We start from the raw sequence: 17413 nt of genomic DNA, 5'->3' as shown, positions 1-17413 counted from the left end.
GGGCATGCTCTACCGGAGGATAAACGGAGGATGCCCCAGACTGTCACCGTGCGCGTGACCCACCGGTACAACGTGCCGATCGAACGCGTTTTCGACGCATGGCTCACGCCGGCGCAGGCGGCGCGCTTCCTGTTCGCCACCCGCACGGGCAACGTTCTGCATTGCGAAATCGACCCGGCCATCGGCGGCGGCTTCACCGTCACGGACAGGCGGCCGGTCGCCGACGGGGACGAAAGCTTCTTCGAGGCGCAGCACCGGGGGACTTACATCGAGATCGAGCGGCCGAACCGCCTCGTGTTCGACTTCACGGTCGAACCCTCCACCAGCGAGCCGACGCGCGTGACGATCGACTTCGTGCCCATGGGCGTGAGCATCTGCGAGGTGGTGCTGACGCACGAGCTGGGCGAGGGCCCGGACGCCCAGGCCAACGAAAAGCGTACCGAGCAGGGCTGGGACCGCATGCTCGGCCAGCTCGACAAGATCCTCACCGTCCGCAGCTGGGGGCTGGTGCGTTAGATCGATTGCCACTGAATGTCAGCAAGCGAGGCCTGGAACATACCCTGTTACCAAGCTCAAGCTCATGTTTGGTACGGTGGTCTCGATGCACAAGAGATACCTGCTGCAAGCAACGTCCACGGCCACGCGGGTGATCGCTTTCGCCACGCTGTTCACCGTCAGTGCCCTCCTGCCGCTGGCCAACGAGTCCGGGCCCGCCCCGGTCGACGCACCCCGGGCGCAACGCGACGAGATCGTCGCGATGGCCGGCCCGGATGCGACGGAGAGCCTTCCCCTGCCTAGCCAGCAGGCCGGTGCCGCGGATGGGGATCCGCAGTGCCTCGCGCTGGACGGCCTGGTGCAGACCATCGACGAGCAGCTGCGGCAACCCTGGCCCGCCGCCAGGCGCGAGGAACTGCAGGCCATGCGCCAGCGGGCGCGCGACGAGCAGCTGCGGCTGCTTTGCTAATACCCCAGGGGCCGCACGCCGATCAGCGGCCCGTGCAACAGCAGCGCAAAGATGGACCACGCGATCAGGCCGAGGGCGATGGTGAGCGTCGTGCCCACCGCATTGCCCGGCGGGTACACGGTGTTGTTCGCGCGATCGCGCCGGCGCGCGGCCGAGAAGCTCATCACCGCCCAGGCGAGAAACGCCCCGAACAGCACCACGTCCGCCAGCACGCCGACCGACAACAGGTGCGCGACGGCCCAGGTCTTCACCGACAGCACCTGCGGATGGTGCAGCCTCGCCTTGAACGAGTTCTTCGGCACGTAGGCGGCGACGAACAGGATCATCGCCACCATCATCAGCACCGCCGTCACGTGCTTCATCCAGTCCGGCGTGACGTACAGCACCGCCGATTCCTGGCGCGCATGGCGAAAGCCGATCACCAGGATGATGAAGCCCGCGATCGAGATGAGCGAGTAGATGCCCTTCCACGGCATCGGCCCCAGCCGCTGGATCATCGATGCGCGCCAGCCCTCGGCGAAGATGCGCGTGGAGTGCACGCCGAGGAAGATCACGAGACCGAGGATCAGCAGCGCCATGGATCGCCCTTTCGCGGAACTGGCGCGATTACATCACGAGGCCGGCGCGAAACCCTTGGCCTTGATGATCTGCGCCCAGGCCTGCGTGTACGCGCGCTCGCGCTCACCGAGCTTTTGCGCCGTCATGAATTCGGGCGCCAGGCCCATCGCCTGCATGCGCTCGCGCACCACCGGCAGCGCGAGCACCTTGGCCATCGCGCTGTCGAACTCGACGATGAGGGAGTTGCCCAGTCCCTTGGGGCCGAACACGCCGTAGTACGGCACGTCCTCGAAGCCGGCCAGGCCCATCTCGCGGAAGGTCGGCACGTCCGGCAGCAGCGGCTGGCGCTCGCGCCCCAGCACGCCGACGATGCGCAGCTTGCCGGCGCGGTGGTTCTCGATGAAGTCCGGCACCGAGCCCGTGCCAGCGGCGATCTGGTTGCCCAGCATGTCCTGCATCATCGGCGCGCTGCCGCGATAGGGGGCGGGCACGAGATCGAGCTTGTACTTCTCGCCAATGAGCTTGACCAGGAACTCCGGCGTCGAAGCCGGCGCCGGCACGCCCACCGTGCCGCGGCCCGCCCGGGCGTTGCCGCCCGCCTTGTCGCCGCCCTCCTGGATCCACTTCAGGTAGTCGGGGAAGGACTTGGCCGGCGTCCCGCCCGACAGCGCGAAGGCGTTGACGAAGGTGGCGAAGCCGGCGACCGGCACGAAGTCCGTGGCCGGGTCGAACCCCGGGTTCTTCGTCACCTGCGGCAGGATCGAGATCGTGTGGTCGTGCGTGAGGAACAGCGTGCTGCCGTCGGCCGGCGCCGCCTTGAGCGTCTGCGCCGCGATCTGCCCGCCGGCGCCGGCGCGGTTGTCGACGATCACATTGGCGCCCAGCGGCTCCTTCAGGTGCTCGGCCAGCAGGCGCGCCACCGCGTCGGTGCCGCCGCCGGGCGGAAAGCCGACCAGCAGGCGGATGGTGCGCGTGGCCTGCGCGAACGAGGGAAAGGCGACGGCCGCTGCGGCGGCGACGGCGAAGGTGCGGCGATTGAGCTTCATGCTGCGTAATTTACCGGACAGCCCATCCTTCAACACATCGGGAACCCGGCCTACATCCGGGCCCTGCACCTCAGGCGCACAGTGGGCGCTTCATCCGGAGCAAGGAATGGCCCGAGCGAGCGCCCGCCAGTGGTCGAAGGAAGTCACCCAAAAGAGCAACGCGCTCGACCTGGAGCGCGACGTCTTCAAGAAGCGCAGCCCACGCGCGATCGCGAAGTCGCTCAAGGACTCGGCCGACCACAGCGAGCGCCGCAAGGCCGACCCGTACAGGAGCGCAATGTCCATGCTGACCTTCTACATCAACCGCGCCGGCTCGAACCTGCCGCAAGACGAGCGCGCGAAGCTCGAAAGGAGCAAGGACGAACTGCGCCAGCTCTACGGCAAGCCGACCACCGGCAAGACGACCCAGCTCGGTCGCAAGGTGGAAAAACCCGCCGAGCCCAAGGGCGGCGGCCCCAGCGGCCAGCACGACGCCGCCAAACACGACAAGCGGCACACCAACAAGTGAGGATGCGCTTTCGGCCGAACAGGCCTAGGCTGTCCCTCCCTGTCACACAAGGAGGATTGCCATGGCCAAACAGGCTGCCCAACGCTTCATCCTGCTGCCCCCGCGCGGGCTGACCACCGACTCGGTCGGCGGCAACGTGCACGTCGACGCCTTCATGGCCTCGCTGCGCCCGCGCGCGGCGCATGCGCACATGAAGGTGATCGACTCCACCCACGACAACGGCATCAAGCTGGTGGAGATGACGCCCGAGGGCATCACCGCCCTGCGCGCGCAGGCGCCCGGCGTGCGCATCGTGCCCGAGGTGTTCTACAAGGTCGCCCGTGCGCCGCAGCCGCGCATCCAGTCCGCTGTCAAGACCCGATCGGGCGCGAAGCCCGGCAAGGCCACCCTGCAGGTCGTGGCCGAAGGCTCGAACGCGCCGGTCGCCGGCGCCACCGTCGTCGCCTTCACGGATTTCAGGAACGGCGTCGGCGCGCAGGGCAAGACGAAGAAGAACGGCAGCGTGAGCCTGGCGCTCGGCTCGGCGAAGAAGCTGGAGCGCATCTACGTCTACCCGGTCGACGCGTACTGGCCCCTGCTGAAAAAGAACGTCGCGCTGCCGCTAGCCAAGCCGCTCGCCCTGCACGCGATCGACCTCGGCGCCACCGACGTGCTGCAGTACTACCGCGCCAAGGCGCCGGGCGCCGACGGCGCGGGCGTCACGGTGGGCATCATCGACACCGGCAGCGGCCCGCACCAGGACGTGCCCATCGCCGGCGGCCAGAACACCGTGGTCGGCGAGAACCCGGGCGACTTCGCGGACAACGGCGACCAGCACGGCACGCACGTCGCGGGCATCGTCGGCGCGCGCGGGCCGGCCTCGCGCATGAGCGGCTACGCGCCCAAGTGCACGCTGCGCGCCTACCGCGTGTTCGGCAAGGGCAAGGAGGGCGCGTCCAACTATTCGATCGCCAAGGCCATCGACGCCGCGGTCGCCGACGGCTGCGACCTCATCAACATGAGCCTGGGCAGCCAGGGCGCGGCCGATCCGGCCACGGCCTCGGCCATCGCCGACGCGCGCGCCAAGGGCACGGTGGTGATCGTCGCCTCGGGCAACGACGGCCTGCACAGCGTGGGCCAGCCTGCCGCCGACCCGCGCGCCGTCGCCGTCGGCGCCTTCGGCCGCAAGGGCCTGTACCCGAGCGACAGCGCATCGGCCGACGATGTCGGCAAGGCGAGCACGAAGGACAAGCAGCTGTTCATGGCCAACTTCAGCAACTGGGGCATGCAGATCGACCTGGCGGGCACCGGCGTGGCCGTCGTCTCCACCGTGCCCGGCGACCAGTGGGCGGTGATGGACGGCACCTCGATGGCCTGCCCGTCCGTCACCGGCGCGATCGCGCGGCTGCTCTCGGCGCACACCAGCGTGCTGCACATGCCGCGCAACCAGGCCAGAAGCGACGCCATCCTGCAGCTGGCCTACGCCGCCGCGAAGCCCCTGGGCTTCGGCGCACAATTCGAAGGCAATGGCTGGTTCACCCAATAAGCGCTGGGTGCTGCGGCGCACGGGCGGCGACGCCGCGCCCGATGCGCTGCACGCGCACCTGCAGACGCTCGCGCAGGTGAAGGTGCTCGACGCCTCGCCGCGCATGATGCTGGTCGACGCGCCGCGCGAGGTGCTCGAGCAGGCGGTGGCCGCGCACGCGGGCTGGGAGATCGCGCCCGAGACCTTCACCCCGCTGCCGGACACGCGGGCGAAGGTCAGGCGCTAGGTCCCGGCAACGTACGTCCCCACCACTTCCACCTCCGTCGTCACCGGCTGCTCCACACACCTGTCCTTGATCCCGCTCACGAAGGTCTTGAACGCCTCCAGTTGCGTGAGCGGATTGCTCGCGCCTTCGTGCGTCGCCACGTGCATGAAGCTCACGCCGTCGGGCAGCTTCATCGACTGGTAACGCAGGCCCTGCGGCTTTTCGCGCGCGAGCTGCTCGAACACCTGCCGGATCAGGCGCTCGTTCTCGGCCGCCGCTTCCGGGCGGACCTGGTAGCGCACCACCACCGTTCTCATGATTTCGCTCCTTCGACGTTGGCCATCAACACAGCATGCGCCGGCCGGCGCGCAGGCGCAATCCCATCGCCGCGCCGGCGAGGGAGAGCAACGCGCACGCCACCAGCGCCGCCGCGAAGCCGTCGCTGAACTGGCGCGCGCTGCCGTAGCCGCCCGTGCGCACGAACACCGCCACCGTCGCTGCCACGCCGAGCACGCCACCCAGCTGGCGCAAGGTGTTGAACAGGCCCGAGGCCTTGCCGATGTCCTGGGGCTCCACCGCACCCAAAACCGCGCTCTGCGCCGCCGGCATCGCCATCGAGATGCCCGCACCGGCGACCGCCAGCGGCAGCACCCACGCGATGTAGGCCGCATCGCCGCGCGCGAGCAGCGCCAGCCACAGCATCCCGCCCGCCTGCAGCGTGAGGCCCGCGACCACCAGCGTGCGTTCGCCGACCTTGCGCACCATGGAACCCGCGATCGGCGCTACCACGAACAGCGTCGCCGTCCACGGCAGCATGCTCGCGCCCGCGGCCAGCGGCGAGGCGCCGCGCGTCAGCTGGAAGAACTGCGCCATGAAGAACAGCGTGCCCAGCAGCGACGCCGACAGCAGCAGTGCCACGATGAGGCCGGCTCCGAGCACCGGCGAGCGGAACAGCCGCGGCGGGATCATCGCGTCCCACGCGCGCAGGCGCTGCGAGGCGATGAAGACGAAGCCGAAGACCACGCCCGCGCCCAGTGCGGCCACCACATCCGGGCTGGTCCAGCCGGCGGTGTTGCCGTGCACCAGGCCCCACACCAGCGGCACCAGCGAGACCGTCATCAGCACCACGCCCATCACGTCCAACGGCGCCGCCGCGCCCTTGCCTTCCGGCACCTTGGCGCGCACCCCCCACGCGACGACCAGCGCCACCGGCAGGTTGATCCAGAAGATCCATTGCCAGGCCAGCCCGTGCACGATCGCCCCGCCCACCACCGGCCCCGATAGCACCGCCAGCCCCGTGATCCCGCTGAACATCCCCAGCGCCCTGGGCCGCTGCGCCGGCGGGAACGCGGCGCCCAGCATCGCCATCGCGATCGGCATCACCAACGCCGCGCCCACGCCTTGCACCGCGCGCGCCGCGATCAGCCAGACCGTGTTGGGCGCCACCGCGCAGGCGGCCGACGCCGCCGCGAACAGCAGCAGCCCCGCGACGTACATGCGCCGTCGTCCGAAGCGGTCGCCCAGCGCCGCGCCCGTCATCAGCAGGGCCGCGAAGCTCAGGCTGTAGGCGTTGACCGTCCACTCCAGCGCCGTCACCGACGCCGCCAGGTCGTGCCGCAGCGTCTCGAGCGCCGTGGTCACCACCATCGCGTCCAGCACTGCCATGAACGAGCCGGCCGCCGCCAGCGCCAGCACCCAGCGCTGGGTGCTCGTGAATTTGAGGTCTTCCATGGGATCGTCCTTTCGTCGACGAAAGACGACCCGGCCCGCGCCGACGATGCGCAAATCCTTTTGCGCGCGACCGCATCCTTTGCGCCGCGCCAAACGTCTCACAATGACTTGTCACCCCGGCGCAGGCCGGGGTCGTTGGCGCCTCCACCATGACCTACTCCATCACCTACCCCTCCGACCTGCCCGACCCCGACTTCCCCCAGCTCATGGGTCAGCTGCGCGCGCGCCTGCACCGCTACTGCGCGCGCATGGTCGGCTCCATCCTCGACGGCGAGGACATCGTGCAGGAGACGCTGATCAAGGCCAACGAGAGCTACGACGCGCGCACCGTGCAGAACGTGGAGGGCTGGCTGTTCCGCATCGCGCACAACACGGCGATGGACCACCTGCGCAAACGCGCGCGCGAGCAGGCCGTCTTCGACGAGAGCGACGACGCAGCAGAAGCCGCCGCCGACCCGAACGAGCAGGCCGACCGCCGCATCGTCGCCGGCGCGGCGCTGCGCACCTTCATGCGCCTGGCGCCCGCGCAGCGCAGCGCGGTGATCCTGGCCGACGTGCTGGGCTACGAAGCGGAAGAAGCGGCGAAGGTGATGGAGACCACCGTGCCCGCCGTGAAGGCGGCGCTGCATCGCGGACGCGCGCGCCTGCACGAGCTCGCGGCGCAACCCGACGACGCCGCGCCGCCGCCCGCCCTTTCACCCGCGGACCAGGTCCTGCTCACCGCCTACGCCGACCGCTTCAACGCGCGCGACTGGGACGGCCTGCGCGACCTGCTCGCATCGAACATGCGGCTGGACCTGGTCGGACGCCGCAAGCCACGACAGGTCGAGCGCGGCGGCGAGTACTTCACCAACTACGCGAAGACGCAGGGCCTGGTCATGACACCGCTGAATGTCGAGGGCCACCCGGCGCTGTGGGTGCGCACCGAGGCTGGCGAGGGTGCCGGTGCACCGCCCTACCTGGTCGTGCTGCGCGTCGACGGCGGCCAGGTCACGTCGATCCGCGACTTCCGCTACGGCCGCTACGCCGCGGAGCTGTCGCCGCGGCCCTGAGGCTACCAGCCCTGCGCCGGCTCCGCCTCGCCGAAGCGCCAGCGCTGGTAGCGATAGAACACCCACGTGAGCGCTGCCGCGACGGCGACGCCGAGCAACGCACAGACCCAGGTCGACACCTGCGGCCACGTCGAGCCAACCAGCAGTGCGACACCCGCGCCGGCCACGACGTGGTTCGTCACGGCGACCATGCTCGCCGTGGTGCCGAAGAAGGCGAACGCGGGGCCGAGGCGCAAGGCGTGCGACGTGACCTCGGGCCAGCGGCCGTGCTCCGCGCTGAACTGCTCGGCCGCCTCCGGCCCCAACGTGCGGTAGTAGGCGCGGATGCGCGCGATGCCGCGCAGGTACTGCATGCTTTCGAGGCCGGTCTCGACGAGGCGCACCACCGTGAACAGCCCGAGCAGGAACAAGGCGGGCAGGATGGTCGCGGCGAACGGCAGGAAAAGCTGCCGGGACGACGAGACGAAGCCCAGGGCCACCAGCGAACTCGACAGCGCCATCACGTACAGCGAGCTGCGCGCCGAGGCTTCCGCGTAGGTGGAGCCATTGGCGCTTTGCAGCACGAAGTGCTCCGTCGTCATGGCGGAAAGCAACCGGGTGTCCATCGGGCGATCGTCCATCGCCGCATTCTGCCAACTTGCCGCGCCGGCCAACGTGCACACCACTTCCATACCCCACACCCTCGTCCTCTTCTCCGGCGGCCAGGACTCCGCGACCTGCCTTGGCCTGGGCCCTGATCTGCGCTCGCTCGGCCAGGTGAGCGACACGGCCCTCACCGCCGACAAGGCGATCGCGTACGAGCAAAGCGGCCTGCCCAACACCTTCGTTCCCGGGCGCAACATCGTCTTCTTCACCTACGCCGCCGCCGTCGCGTACCGGCGCGGCATCAGCGTGCTGGTGGGCGGCATGTGCGAGACCGACTACAGCGGCTACCCCGATTGCCGCGACGACACCTTGAAGAGCCTGCAGGTGACGCTCGGCCTCGCGCTGGACGCGCGGCTGGTGATCGAGACGCCGCTGATGTGGGTGGATAAGGCGGGGACGTGGGAGATGGCGCGCCGACTTGGTGGCGACACGCTAGTCAGGGCGATATGCGACGAGACGCATACGTGCTACCTTGGCGACCGCACCGCGCGTCACACATGGGGCTTTGGATGCGGAACGTGCCCAGCGTGCGCGCTACGAGCAAAAGGCTACGCCTGTTTCGCAGGCGCTCCGCCTGCGTAGCTGGCGCTGTCGTGGCCGCTCGGCGCGCACCTAGCCCGGTCACTTGAACTCGGATACCGATGGCGTGTCGCACGCATCGACTAGCCGAACGAAGACTTGTATGCTGCTCGGCAGTGGAGGTCGGGGTAGGCATGAAGTTTTGGTGGGTCAATCACAAACAGACGTCCGAACAGGAAATAGCTGGTGGCTATTTGTGGTCGCCCGTCGTAGAGCGTGATGGGAAGTTCAGCCAGTACTACTACAACATGCGGCTCGCACGAGCTGGTGATTCCGTCGTGTCCTACTCGCACGGGGCATTAGGTGCGCTCGGAACAGTTACCGACGGTGCAATTCTCGCCCCGAGACCTGAAGAGTTTGGCACCGTCGGCGCAAATTGGGCCGACATTGGCTGGCTTCTCCCAACTAAATGGGTGGCGATCCCACAATTACGCCCCAAAGACTTTCTGAGTGAAATCGCTCACCTGCTGCCTTCCAAGTACTCCCCAATTCGTGCCAAGGACGGCAACGGGAATCAAAAGGCTTATCTTTCAGAAATTTCGGCCTCACTGTTCAACGCAATACGGTTTCGAGCTGGCGGCACTGTGCCGCCTCAGCTCGATGCAACGATTACTGATCAGTCGCTTCGTGATGCGCTTGAGAATGCGACCGAACAGCGAATCATGGAAGACACGTCACTTTCCGCCACTGAGAAAGAGCAGCTTTGCAAGGCGCGGAGAGGACAAGGACTGTTCAGGCAGAACCTGTTCGGCATCGAGAACTCTTGCAAGGTAACTGGAATAAAGTCTCCTACTCTCCTGATTGCGAGTCACATTAAGCCATGGCGATCCTGCGCAGATTCGACAGAGCGGCTTGACGGCAGCAATGGATTGCTTCTGGCCCCTCACGCTGACTTTCTGTTTGATCGCGGATTGATTTCATTTAGTCATGAAGGTGACTTGTTGGTGTCGCCGATATTGACCGAAGACAACCGCGACCGGCTACACCTGCCTTCTACCCTGACGTGCACATTTAGCTCCAAGCAGCTCAACTACTTGGAGTACCACCGAGACGTGATATTTCAGTCTTAGCACGTCGAGAGTTGAAGGGACTCAACGCACAGTGCTACTGGACACCATTCGCGTAGCGTCACAAGTGCGCGCTGGCCACGCGGCCTGAGTCCTTTGCAGCATCTGTGCGCCATTGACGGCGCAGCGTACGGCTTTTCAACATCTTCATTTTTACTTGGATCCGTGGCGGTTAAAAATGCGCTTGTCCAGATTGCGGAACACCGATCACCAACCCTACAGACATCCAATGACGAACAAAGATTGCGCGGCTCGAGTCGGCAGGCGGACCGACCCCGCAGTCAGCAAGCGCATGGCTGCTACGCCAGGACGAGACAATCCGCGCGAAGTCGAGATACGGGCCATGCTCCACCGACAAGGGCTGCGGTTTCGCAAACATCTGCCAGTCCCTGGGATGACTCGGCGTAGCATCGATATCGCGTTCCCCGCGATTCGTCTCGCGGTCTTCCTCGACGGCTGCTTCTGGCATGGCTGCCCGCAGCATGCGACAACGCCTCGCTCAAATACCGAGTGGTGGTCTCAGAAAATCAAGTCGAACCGGCGGCGCGACGCAGAGACCGAACTACTGCTCACCAGGGCGGGCTGGGAGGTTCTTCGGATCTGGGAACATGTGGCTATTGGTGGGGCAGTGGAGCAGATCGCGCAGCACGTTCGGCGTTGTCGCTGCGAACTAGCAATGGCGAGAGAGCATTACGCAGAAGCACCTTGATGCAGGTCGAATTTCCCGGGTGCGGCTCAGCCTTCGCTGAGCGGGTGCTTGAGACCATCACCGGCGCCTCTTACCCCCTGCCAAAGCTCCGGGTTCACGACGTGCACCCGTCCGTTGCCTTGAGCCTGCAACTGCGCCATCTAGGTTGCCGGACAACACACGCGTGTCGACAACGCCGAAGTCCTCATCGAGCAGATCGCGTTGCCCGACCCAATGAACGCGTCTCTGGAGTGCACACGATTCGCGCTCGTCCGCAGGCATTGGCGGCGCTCGCCAGAGATGACTGGGACCACGATAGTTGGCTTTGCGTAATTGCATCCAGCGATTCGTCGACTCCGTCGCGCATGCCCCTGCGGCGAAGCGGAGCCGCCGGCTGGTTCTGGCTTCTGCTATGGCACCAGCGCCATTACTTGGGCGTGAAAAGCGACGTCGTCCAGAAAACCACTCTCGAATCGCAAGTTGCTGGCCAGGGCCCTCTTCAAGAATCCCTGCGTGGCTCGCTGCGAGAGCGGTCGTGATTGGTAGCGCAGAAACGCGTTGATCGTCTCGCGCGGAATGAAGCAGGGCCACTCCGACACGGCACTTGCATAGCGCTTACCGCGACCACCCCACGCGGCGGTGGGCCACCTGGGCACGTCCCAATCCCATGCAAGATTCAAACTGGAGTCGTAGGTCTCGTTCGTCTCAAGTCGGTATCCCACCCACTCAAGCATCGGCACGCACACCGCATTTCCGACAAGCCTCCACCGTTGCGACACGCCGTGATCCCGCTCCACCACTTCGGTCCAATCCGCGTCGAAGCCCTGAAGGCGCTCTGCGTCGCGAATGGAGGGAATCTCGATCGACCGCTTACTTGGGAACCAGACAGCGGGCGGAGATGCCAACCCGATCCCGGATCCGCCTTTGAGCGTCGGAACATCACCTGGCGCCCAGCCTAGCCCCGTGTTCCCCTCCGTCCAGTAGAAGCCACGCCCTGTATCTCGACGCACGTTATTGGGCGGCTCACCCCAATCAGGCGCGAGAAGCGCGTCTTCGGGATCCTCGGCCCTGCTGGCGAGAATGATCACCCTTCGGCGTCGCTGAGGGATGCCAAAAGCGCGGGCATCTACGACTCGATACGCCCACCGATAGCCGAGTTCCTCAAGCTGATCGACCACGTGTTCCATTGCTCGGCCCCGGCGCAGCGCCAACATGAAAGGAACATTCTCAAGTACCAGCCACGAGGGCTTCCGCTTGGCTCGGCTGACAAGGCGAAAGATCTCGTTCACGAGGCCGGAGTTTTCGCCCGCGATTCCAGCGCCGCGCCCAGCTTGGCTGAGGTCTTGGCAGGGGAAACCGGCCGCCAGAATGTCCACTTCCGGCAGCGACTGGACCTTCCGGATGTCGCTGTCCAGCGGAATGCCTCCGAACCGCTGCGTCAAAACTGCCTGCGCCGCGGGGGAGATTTCGCAAAGGTACTCGAGTTCGTGCCCGGCGGCCGCCAAGCCCAACTCCATCCCGCCGATCCCGGCGAACAACCCCGCGCATTTCATGACTTGCCCTTGAACTGGGCCTGCATGCTACCGAAAAGCAGGGAAAAGCTCGAGGGGGCGGTCGCGGCATGCTGCGAAACAGCGCGGTGAACGTATGACTCCACGTGCGCGGGCTCAGGGTCTCGAACAGGATCCGGCCAGCTACGTCAAGGGTGTCGAACTGCCATGGAGCAAATCGGCAACCGGCTGGGAACATCTATCTCTGCGAAGTTCGCCAAAATCGCCGCTCGCCGTCCTGAAAACATCGGCTCGCCCGAGGGGAAGCCCTGTTGTAGCGCTCCTTCTTCTGGAACATTCTCGCTTGTCGCCTGCATTGTCGAAAGCAACGCTTTCGGGTGATTGGCGAGCACGCACCGAGCGGCAACAATCCCGTGGCGGAGGATGCGACCGACCGGCGTGATCCGGCGGCAGGACGATGAGAAGCAATAGCGAGGGGTCCGGACGGGCTTCCCCGAGGGAAGTCGAGCGAAAGCTCGTGCTGCACTACCTCCATGCGGACGGCAGTGGGGGCGCTGGGCCACTGGCGTACCTCGATGCGTCCCGCGAGGAACTCGGCGAGGCTCTCGAAACAAGTGCGGATGCGGCCATCCCCACCTTGCTTGAGGGCTGCGTCGGCGAAAGTCGGGTGGCTAGTGTGCTCGCTGACGGTTGGCACGAGCCCTGGCCCTACCCTGAGTCTCCCGGCTTCTTCCGTTTTCTGGTGCTGACTTGTGCGGTAGTCGCGTGCGCGGACGAGAACGAACAAACACAGGAGTTCGGGGCCAATTTACAACGCCTGTACGGAACGACCCGGACCTTCGGCCGACGCGGTGGTTTGCCCACCCTTTGGGAGAAGTTGGTCGATTGGTCGCGGAAGCAGCGGGAGGCCGGGCTGCCGGTGCGCGCCGTCATTCTTCCGGCGAAGGGGCCCGGGGAGCACATCGGCATGACCAACGCCGTCAGCTTTCCGAGTTGGCGGGACATCCGGCAATTGCGCATCGAGTTCGAGGGGAATCGCACTCTGCGCGGGCGGATCCGGACACCTGACGACGCGGCGCGCGCCCTGCAGGGGAGGATCTCCGAGACTGCGGGATACCGCGCGCAAATGGTGGTGGCTTGGGACGAATACAGCCAGCTGTATTACCGAGAGGCTTCTCTGCTGCAGTTCCACAGGTTCTGGGCGGTGGTGTGCGGCGCCTTGGGCAAAGCCGTGAAACCCAAGCCGGTCGCAGTGTTGTCCCGGGCAGAGCTGGTCCTCGGGACATCTCTCTCGGAGAGCTCGATACGCGCGAGTCTTTACGAACGGGACGGCACCGAGCGCAGCGGGCCGGATGACAGCCTACAGTGCCGGCTGGACGAAGCCACATCGCGGATCACGGCATGGGCCGGATCGCGTGGGGTTCTGCAGCGGCTGGTGAGCTGTCTGGCTTCCGGTGCGGCGCCCTTCGTCGAAGAGCGCTACGGAATCTGGAGCTTCGAAACTAGAAAACCAGCCGACCAACGGCGGGTGCTCTTCCTCGCGACGACGGTTCGGCTGACCAGACTCGCCCGGCTGGGGACCCTCGCGACCAAGAAGGCGACGGAACACTGGTGGATCATCGGTCCCTTGAGCGGTGTCCAGGCTGCCGACGCGATGCACGCCTTGGGCATCGGCACCGACGACAGTCTTCCCGACCCCCTCCGCGTCGAAGGCGGCATCCACACTCGAGCGGGATGGCTTGGACGTCCTCCCGCCTTGCCTTGGCTGATCCGACAGGGGAAGGGAAGTGTCGGGCTCAGCTCGACGCCGCTCGCATCGGAAATCCCGGCTCTTCACGACTCGCGGGATGGTCGCGTCCGCCTGGAGTCGAAGCAACCCCTGGAGGGTACCTATCGCTTCAGGCTGGAGGAGAGTGTCGGTCGTGCTCCAGCCCTCGCCTACGAGAAGTCTCTCAAGTTCACCGCGGACGCGCCCGAGCAGCTTGATACGACGCGCCCCGGTCCGGACTGGCTAGAGATACCGGAATGTCGCGAAGAGGCTTGGGGACCGCTGACTGCCCGTTGCGGGACGATCGAGTCGGAAATTGATGTGCGCCCGGATAGCCAAGCATTCGACGACTTCCTTGAAATCGTCTACGCACGCGGCCGCTCCGGGTGGGCCGAGTCCGATCTGGTCGAACTCGTGCGCGAGCTCCTGCCAGGTCCCTCGCCATGGGACATCCTGCGTGCGCTGGAAGAGGCGGAATGGCTGCTGTGCACCGGCTCGGTCCGCTGGAAAGCCAGAAGATGGTGGCTCAGGCCGCCGCGCCTCCTCTCGATGGGCAGCGGCTGGAACCACGCCATGGCACTCACCGGTAGCGCGAGCGCTACCATCCGGCGTCGATTTCGGGAAACCGCGCTTTCGCTCGGCGGGAAATTCCAAAGCATCGCAGGCATGGGCCCGTTCTCTCCGACGACCTCCCTCGCGCTGGATGTCGAGCCCACCCGATTCTGCTCGGAGCTCGGTTGGTCCTGCGAGCTGCCGCGGCAGGCCATCGCTGTCGCGGCTCCACGCTGCTGGCCGGTGACCGACGACGATCCAGCGCGACACGAACTTGCTGCCCGATGGGACTGGCGCCTGGGCACCTTCACCCACGCGACACGCGATGCCGGCCGCGTAACGCTGGACCGGTACCGACGCCCGCAATCCGATCGCGCCGACATCTATGTCGTGGGATACAGGGGTCGCGCGCTCGTCAGGACCCGCTCTCGGACGGTCGCACTCGCGGAGGCGTATCGGCTGAGTGGGGAAGCCATGTTCACGAGCGGCGATCGGCAGCTGCTTCGGTGCATCTCCGAGGGTCATCTGCCGATTCACCTGGCCCGCACGTCGTACCTGACCACCTTGGAGGCTCCCGGGCCGGTAATGAGCGAGAACGGCTGGACATATGCCTACCGGTCCACAAACGAGTCCCTGCTGGCGATCGCGAATTGCCTTGGCCCTCGGTATATCGGCGACATGCACGCACCCATGGCCCAATCACGGTCATCCGATCGAATAGGGATCGCCCGACACCGGGGGAACACGGGAAGACACCTCGCAACGGGTACTGGAAGATGAACGACGAAACGCAAGGGATGGCCGGAGAGGGCCTCTGGCTGGGGCGCCTGGAGAAGGTTAACCACCTCTATGGCCTCATGGAGCCACTCGCCGAGTGGGTCGACGGTGGCTGGGTCAAGGTCGATCGTAGCAACGCAGTGAACACGCGAATCCGAGTCAAGCCGTCGGACCTGGGCAACACCAGGATGATCGAGAGCTTCTGGGTGTTCGGCATCCACGTGCAGGGCAACTCGTCGGAGAAGCACGCGACGAAGCCGGCCCGAGCCATCCCGATCGTGGATGTTTCGCACCTGCCGCTGCCGGAGGCGAGGCACCGCCTCATGAACGAAGGCATCCACTTGCCACCGCACCAGGCCCGTCAGGTGCTGGCACTCTTCACCGGTGGCCGCTGCAGCGTGCTTCGGTTCGAAGCGCATCACCGAGGGCTCTGGATTGCCAAGCCCGGGGATGGCATTGTGGCCCTGCAGGTCTCCGACCCGGCTTGGGCCGATGTCGGGCTGGTGAGGGGTTTCCAGTACCTGCCATCTGGCGAATACCCGCAGGGACCGATCGTGGCGACCCTCGACTGGTCCTCCGACGCGGAGGTCCTATCCAGGGTGATTAACCGGTATCGTCAAGCGCTGACGAGTCATTCGATGCTGCGGGCCCCCAGCGACGAATCGCTGTTTCGCCGCATCGAACGCGCGCTGACCGAACTGCGCACGTCCGCGGGGGAGGGTCACGAATTCACCGCGCTCGTCGATCGGCTACGCGAGGACTGGCCACGCCTTGCCCGAGAGCTCGGAGCGATCGAAGAGTTCCGCAAACTACTTCTTGAGACGGAGGAAGGCAAAGCCCTGCTTGCCGAGGCGGTGAGTCAACGCGAGGAGGAGCTCCGGCCCGAGCTGGAAACCCGCGCGCGCGAACGGCTCGACGCGGACCTCGCATCTTTGCGCGAGCAACTCGCGTCGCATCGATCCGATGCGGAACGGGAACGTGCCACGATCACCGAGCTGAGGACGCAGATCGAGAGCGCAAGAGCGGACCTTGCGCGACAGACACAAGATGCCGAGGCGGCGCGCATTCGCTGCGCAAATCAGCAGGCGCTCTTGGCGGAAGCCGAACAGGCACTTGCCCACGCACAGACGGAAAGGGCCCAGGAAACCGAGCGGATTCGGCAGGCCGCCGAAGAGGAGAAGAGCCTTCGCGACGCCCGAGACACCCTCAGGGCGGAAGTCCGCTCCTTCGCGGAAGGTCTGCGCGACCGGATCGAAACGACCGGTTCAGACGAAATCGAGGGAGTTGCCGCTTTCGCAAACCGACTGGAGTCTTTGCTGCATGGGGCGGGAGAATCCAGTGCAGCCCTGCTGCCATCCCCGATTCCGCCGTGGTGGGGCGGCGCTTGCGCCCCTCAGGTCTCGGAAATCACAGTCCCCCAGCTTCACGAGAGCCTCGCTACCGCAGCGCGCCTCCATGGTCTTCTCGTGGCTGATCTGACCCTCCTGGACGCGTTCGCGCGCGCCGGTGAACCAGTCTTGCTTCTGGGGCCCAGCGCGGACGTTTCCCTGGACGCCTATGCGCGAGCCATTTCCGGCGGCCGCGTGCGGCGGCAGGTGCTGGACCCGAGTGTGATCGGGTTGGACGACATCTGGCGCATTCCGGCCACAGGAAGGTGCACCGCCTTCGCTCTGGCGTGGCAACGTGCCGTCGCCCATCCGCAGGAAACCGTGCTCGTGTGCCTGTCGATGCTGGACGCATCGCCTTTCCATCTGTGGGCGAGCTCGCTGGGCGACGTGTTACGCGGCCCGGACCGCCCCCCGAATCTGCTAATGGTCGCGACCGCCTGCGGCGGATCGGCTGTCGACGAGCAGTATCCGGGTGCCGCCGGTCTGAGCCGGATCTTTGTGCCGTTGCGGCCCCGTGCGGATCCGAAAGCTAGTGTTCCGGCAGCGGCCCTGGTTACACCTGTCGACGCCCGGAGACTACGCTGGACGACCCTGGAACGTCCCGCCGTGGACCCGGCGCAGATGATGACGCTCGCCGAAACGGGCAAGACGTTCTCCACGATCGGCCGGGCCGTGCGACTGCGCTTGCGCCTAGAAGAAGTCGGTAGTGCAGATGCCCAAGCCATCTCGCTTGCGTGGACCCGCTATCTCGCCGAGAACGTCGACAAGGAATTGCCCCACGCCATTGTGCTCGGCCTCGAAGCGACGGAGTCGCTGCATTTCCGGGCTTGACGATCCACCCATAAGGAA

The 17413-nt window shown here is 66.2% G+C and carries 17 protein-coding genes; 11 read left to right on the top strand and 6 right to left on the bottom strand.

Translation table 11 applies throughout. From position 1 onward, the window contains the following. The first annotated feature begins 30 nt into the window (after positions 1-30). Both AC3EF3_RS19845 and AC3EF3_RS19840 read left to right on the top strand, forming a co-directional pair. Positions 31-516, top strand: coding sequence for an SRPBCC family protein (locus AC3EF3_RS19845; protein WP_488533987.1), 486 nt, complete (start codon positions 31-33; stop codon positions 514-516). 85 nt (positions 517-601) lie between these two features. Beyond that, positions 602-964: a hypothetical protein gene (locus AC3EF3_RS19840; protein WP_488533986.1), complete on the top strand. Its 363-nt coding sequence runs from the start codon at positions 602-604 to the stop codon at positions 962-964. Here AC3EF3_RS19840 and AC3EF3_RS19835 read toward each other — a convergent pair. Next, complete coding sequence (locus tag AC3EF3_RS19835; RefSeq protein ID WP_488533985.1) at positions 961-1542, bottom strand: NnrU family protein; 582 nt, start codon at positions 1540-1542, stop codon at positions 961-963. The two genes, AC3EF3_RS19840 and AC3EF3_RS19835, sit on opposite strands and share 4 nt — an antisense overlap. A gap of 33 nt (positions 1543-1575) precedes the next feature. Continuing rightward, positions 1576-2568 carry a Bug family tripartite tricarboxylate transporter substrate binding protein gene (locus AC3EF3_RS19830; protein WP_488533984.1) on the bottom strand — a complete coding sequence of 331 codons (993 nt, stop codon included), beginning with the start codon at positions 2566-2568 and terminating at the stop codon, positions 1576-1578. A 106-nt stretch (positions 2569-2674) separates the two neighbouring features. On the opposite strand from AC3EF3_RS19830, the gene AC3EF3_RS19825 reads away from it, so the two are divergent. The 3 genes from AC3EF3_RS19825 to AC3EF3_RS19815 all read left to right on the top strand — a co-directional run bounded on the left by AC3EF3_RS19825 (position 2675) and on the right by AC3EF3_RS19815 (position 4827). Beyond that, entirely contained in the window at positions 2675-3076 is a 402-nt protein-coding gene (locus AC3EF3_RS19825; RefSeq protein WP_488533983.1) for a DUF3175 domain-containing protein, read from the top strand. Positions 3077-3137: 61 nt separating this feature from the next. After that, entirely contained in the window at positions 3138-4601 is a 1464-nt protein-coding gene (locus AC3EF3_RS19820; protein WP_488533982.1) for a S8 family peptidase, read from the top strand. After that, positions 4582-4827: a hypothetical protein gene (locus AC3EF3_RS19815; protein WP_488533981.1), complete on the top strand. Its 246-nt coding sequence runs from the start codon at positions 4582-4584 to the stop codon at positions 4825-4827. The genes AC3EF3_RS19820 and AC3EF3_RS19815 overlap by 20 nt, the downstream gene beginning before the upstream one ends. On the opposite strand, the gene AC3EF3_RS19810 is transcribed toward AC3EF3_RS19815, so the two are convergent. After that, a complete protein-coding gene (locus AC3EF3_RS19810) occupies positions 4824-5123 on the bottom strand; it encodes a hypothetical protein (RefSeq protein ID WP_488533980.1) in 300 nt (99 codons plus the stop codon). The genes AC3EF3_RS19815 and AC3EF3_RS19810 overlap by 4 nt on opposite strands. 25 nt (positions 5124-5148) lie before the next feature. Beyond that, complete coding sequence (locus tag AC3EF3_RS19805; protein WP_488533979.1) at positions 5149-6537, bottom strand: DHA2 family efflux MFS transporter permease subunit; 1389 nt, start codon at positions 6535-6537, stop codon at positions 5149-5151. Positions 6538-6686: 149 nt separating this feature from the next. On the opposite strand from AC3EF3_RS19805, the gene AC3EF3_RS19800 reads away from it, so the two are divergent. Then, entirely contained in the window at positions 6687-7589 is a 903-nt protein-coding gene (locus tag AC3EF3_RS19800) for a sigma-70 family RNA polymerase sigma factor (RefSeq protein WP_488533978.1), read from the top strand. A gap of 2 nt (positions 7590-7591) precedes the next feature. Here AC3EF3_RS19800 and AC3EF3_RS19795 read toward each other — a convergent pair whose 3' ends face one another. Then, entirely contained in the window at positions 7592-8209 is a 618-nt protein-coding gene (locus tag AC3EF3_RS19795) for a hypothetical protein (protein WP_488533977.1), read from the bottom strand. Between AC3EF3_RS19795 and AC3EF3_RS19790 the strand changes: the two genes are divergently transcribed. The 3 genes from AC3EF3_RS19790 to AC3EF3_RS19780 all read left to right on the top strand — a co-directional run bounded on the left by AC3EF3_RS19790 (position 8169) and on the right by AC3EF3_RS19780 (position 10589). Further along, positions 8169-8816 (top strand): 7-cyano-7-deazaguanine synthase, encoded by a 648-nt coding sequence (locus AC3EF3_RS19790; RefSeq protein ID WP_488533976.1) that lies wholly within the window; start codon positions 8169-8171, stop codon positions 8814-8816. The genes AC3EF3_RS19795 and AC3EF3_RS19790 overlap by 41 nt on opposite strands. Positions 8817-8947: 131 nt before the next feature. Next, positions 8948-9883, top strand: a complete 936-nt coding sequence (locus tag AC3EF3_RS19785) for an HNH endonuclease (RefSeq protein WP_488533975.1) — start codon at positions 8948-8950, stop codon at positions 9881-9883. Between the two features lie 175 nt (positions 9884-10058). After that, on the top strand, positions 10059-10589 hold the full coding sequence (locus AC3EF3_RS19780; RefSeq protein ID WP_488534116.1) for a very short patch repair endonuclease: 531 nt from the start codon (positions 10059-10061) through the stop codon (positions 10587-10589). A gap of 389 nt (positions 10590-10978) precedes the next feature. Here AC3EF3_RS19780 and AC3EF3_RS19775 read toward each other — a convergent pair whose 3' ends face one another. Next, entirely contained in the window at positions 10979-12121 is a 1143-nt protein-coding gene (locus tag AC3EF3_RS19775) for a DNA cytosine methyltransferase (RefSeq protein WP_488533974.1), read from the bottom strand. A 475-nt stretch (positions 12122-12596) separates the two neighbouring features. On the opposite strand from AC3EF3_RS19775, the gene AC3EF3_RS19770 reads away from it, so the two are divergent. Both AC3EF3_RS19770 and AC3EF3_RS19765 read left to right on the top strand, forming a co-directional pair. Next, positions 12597-15179, top strand: a complete 2583-nt coding sequence (locus AC3EF3_RS19770; protein WP_488533973.1) for a hypothetical protein — start codon at positions 12597-12599, stop codon at positions 15177-15179. Further along, positions 15176-17395, top strand: coding sequence for a coiled-coil domain-containing protein (locus AC3EF3_RS19765; protein ID WP_488533972.1), 2220 nt, complete (start codon positions 15176-15178; stop codon positions 17393-17395). The genes AC3EF3_RS19770 and AC3EF3_RS19765 overlap by 4 nt, the downstream gene beginning before the upstream one ends. The last annotated feature ends 18 nt before the right edge of the window (positions 17396-17413 follow it).

This window comes from Ramlibacter sp. GS1-15, assembly GCF_057785015.1.
The sequence above is the reverse complement of the archived record's forward strand: the minus strand, read 5'-3'. Positions and strand labels throughout refer to the sequence as shown.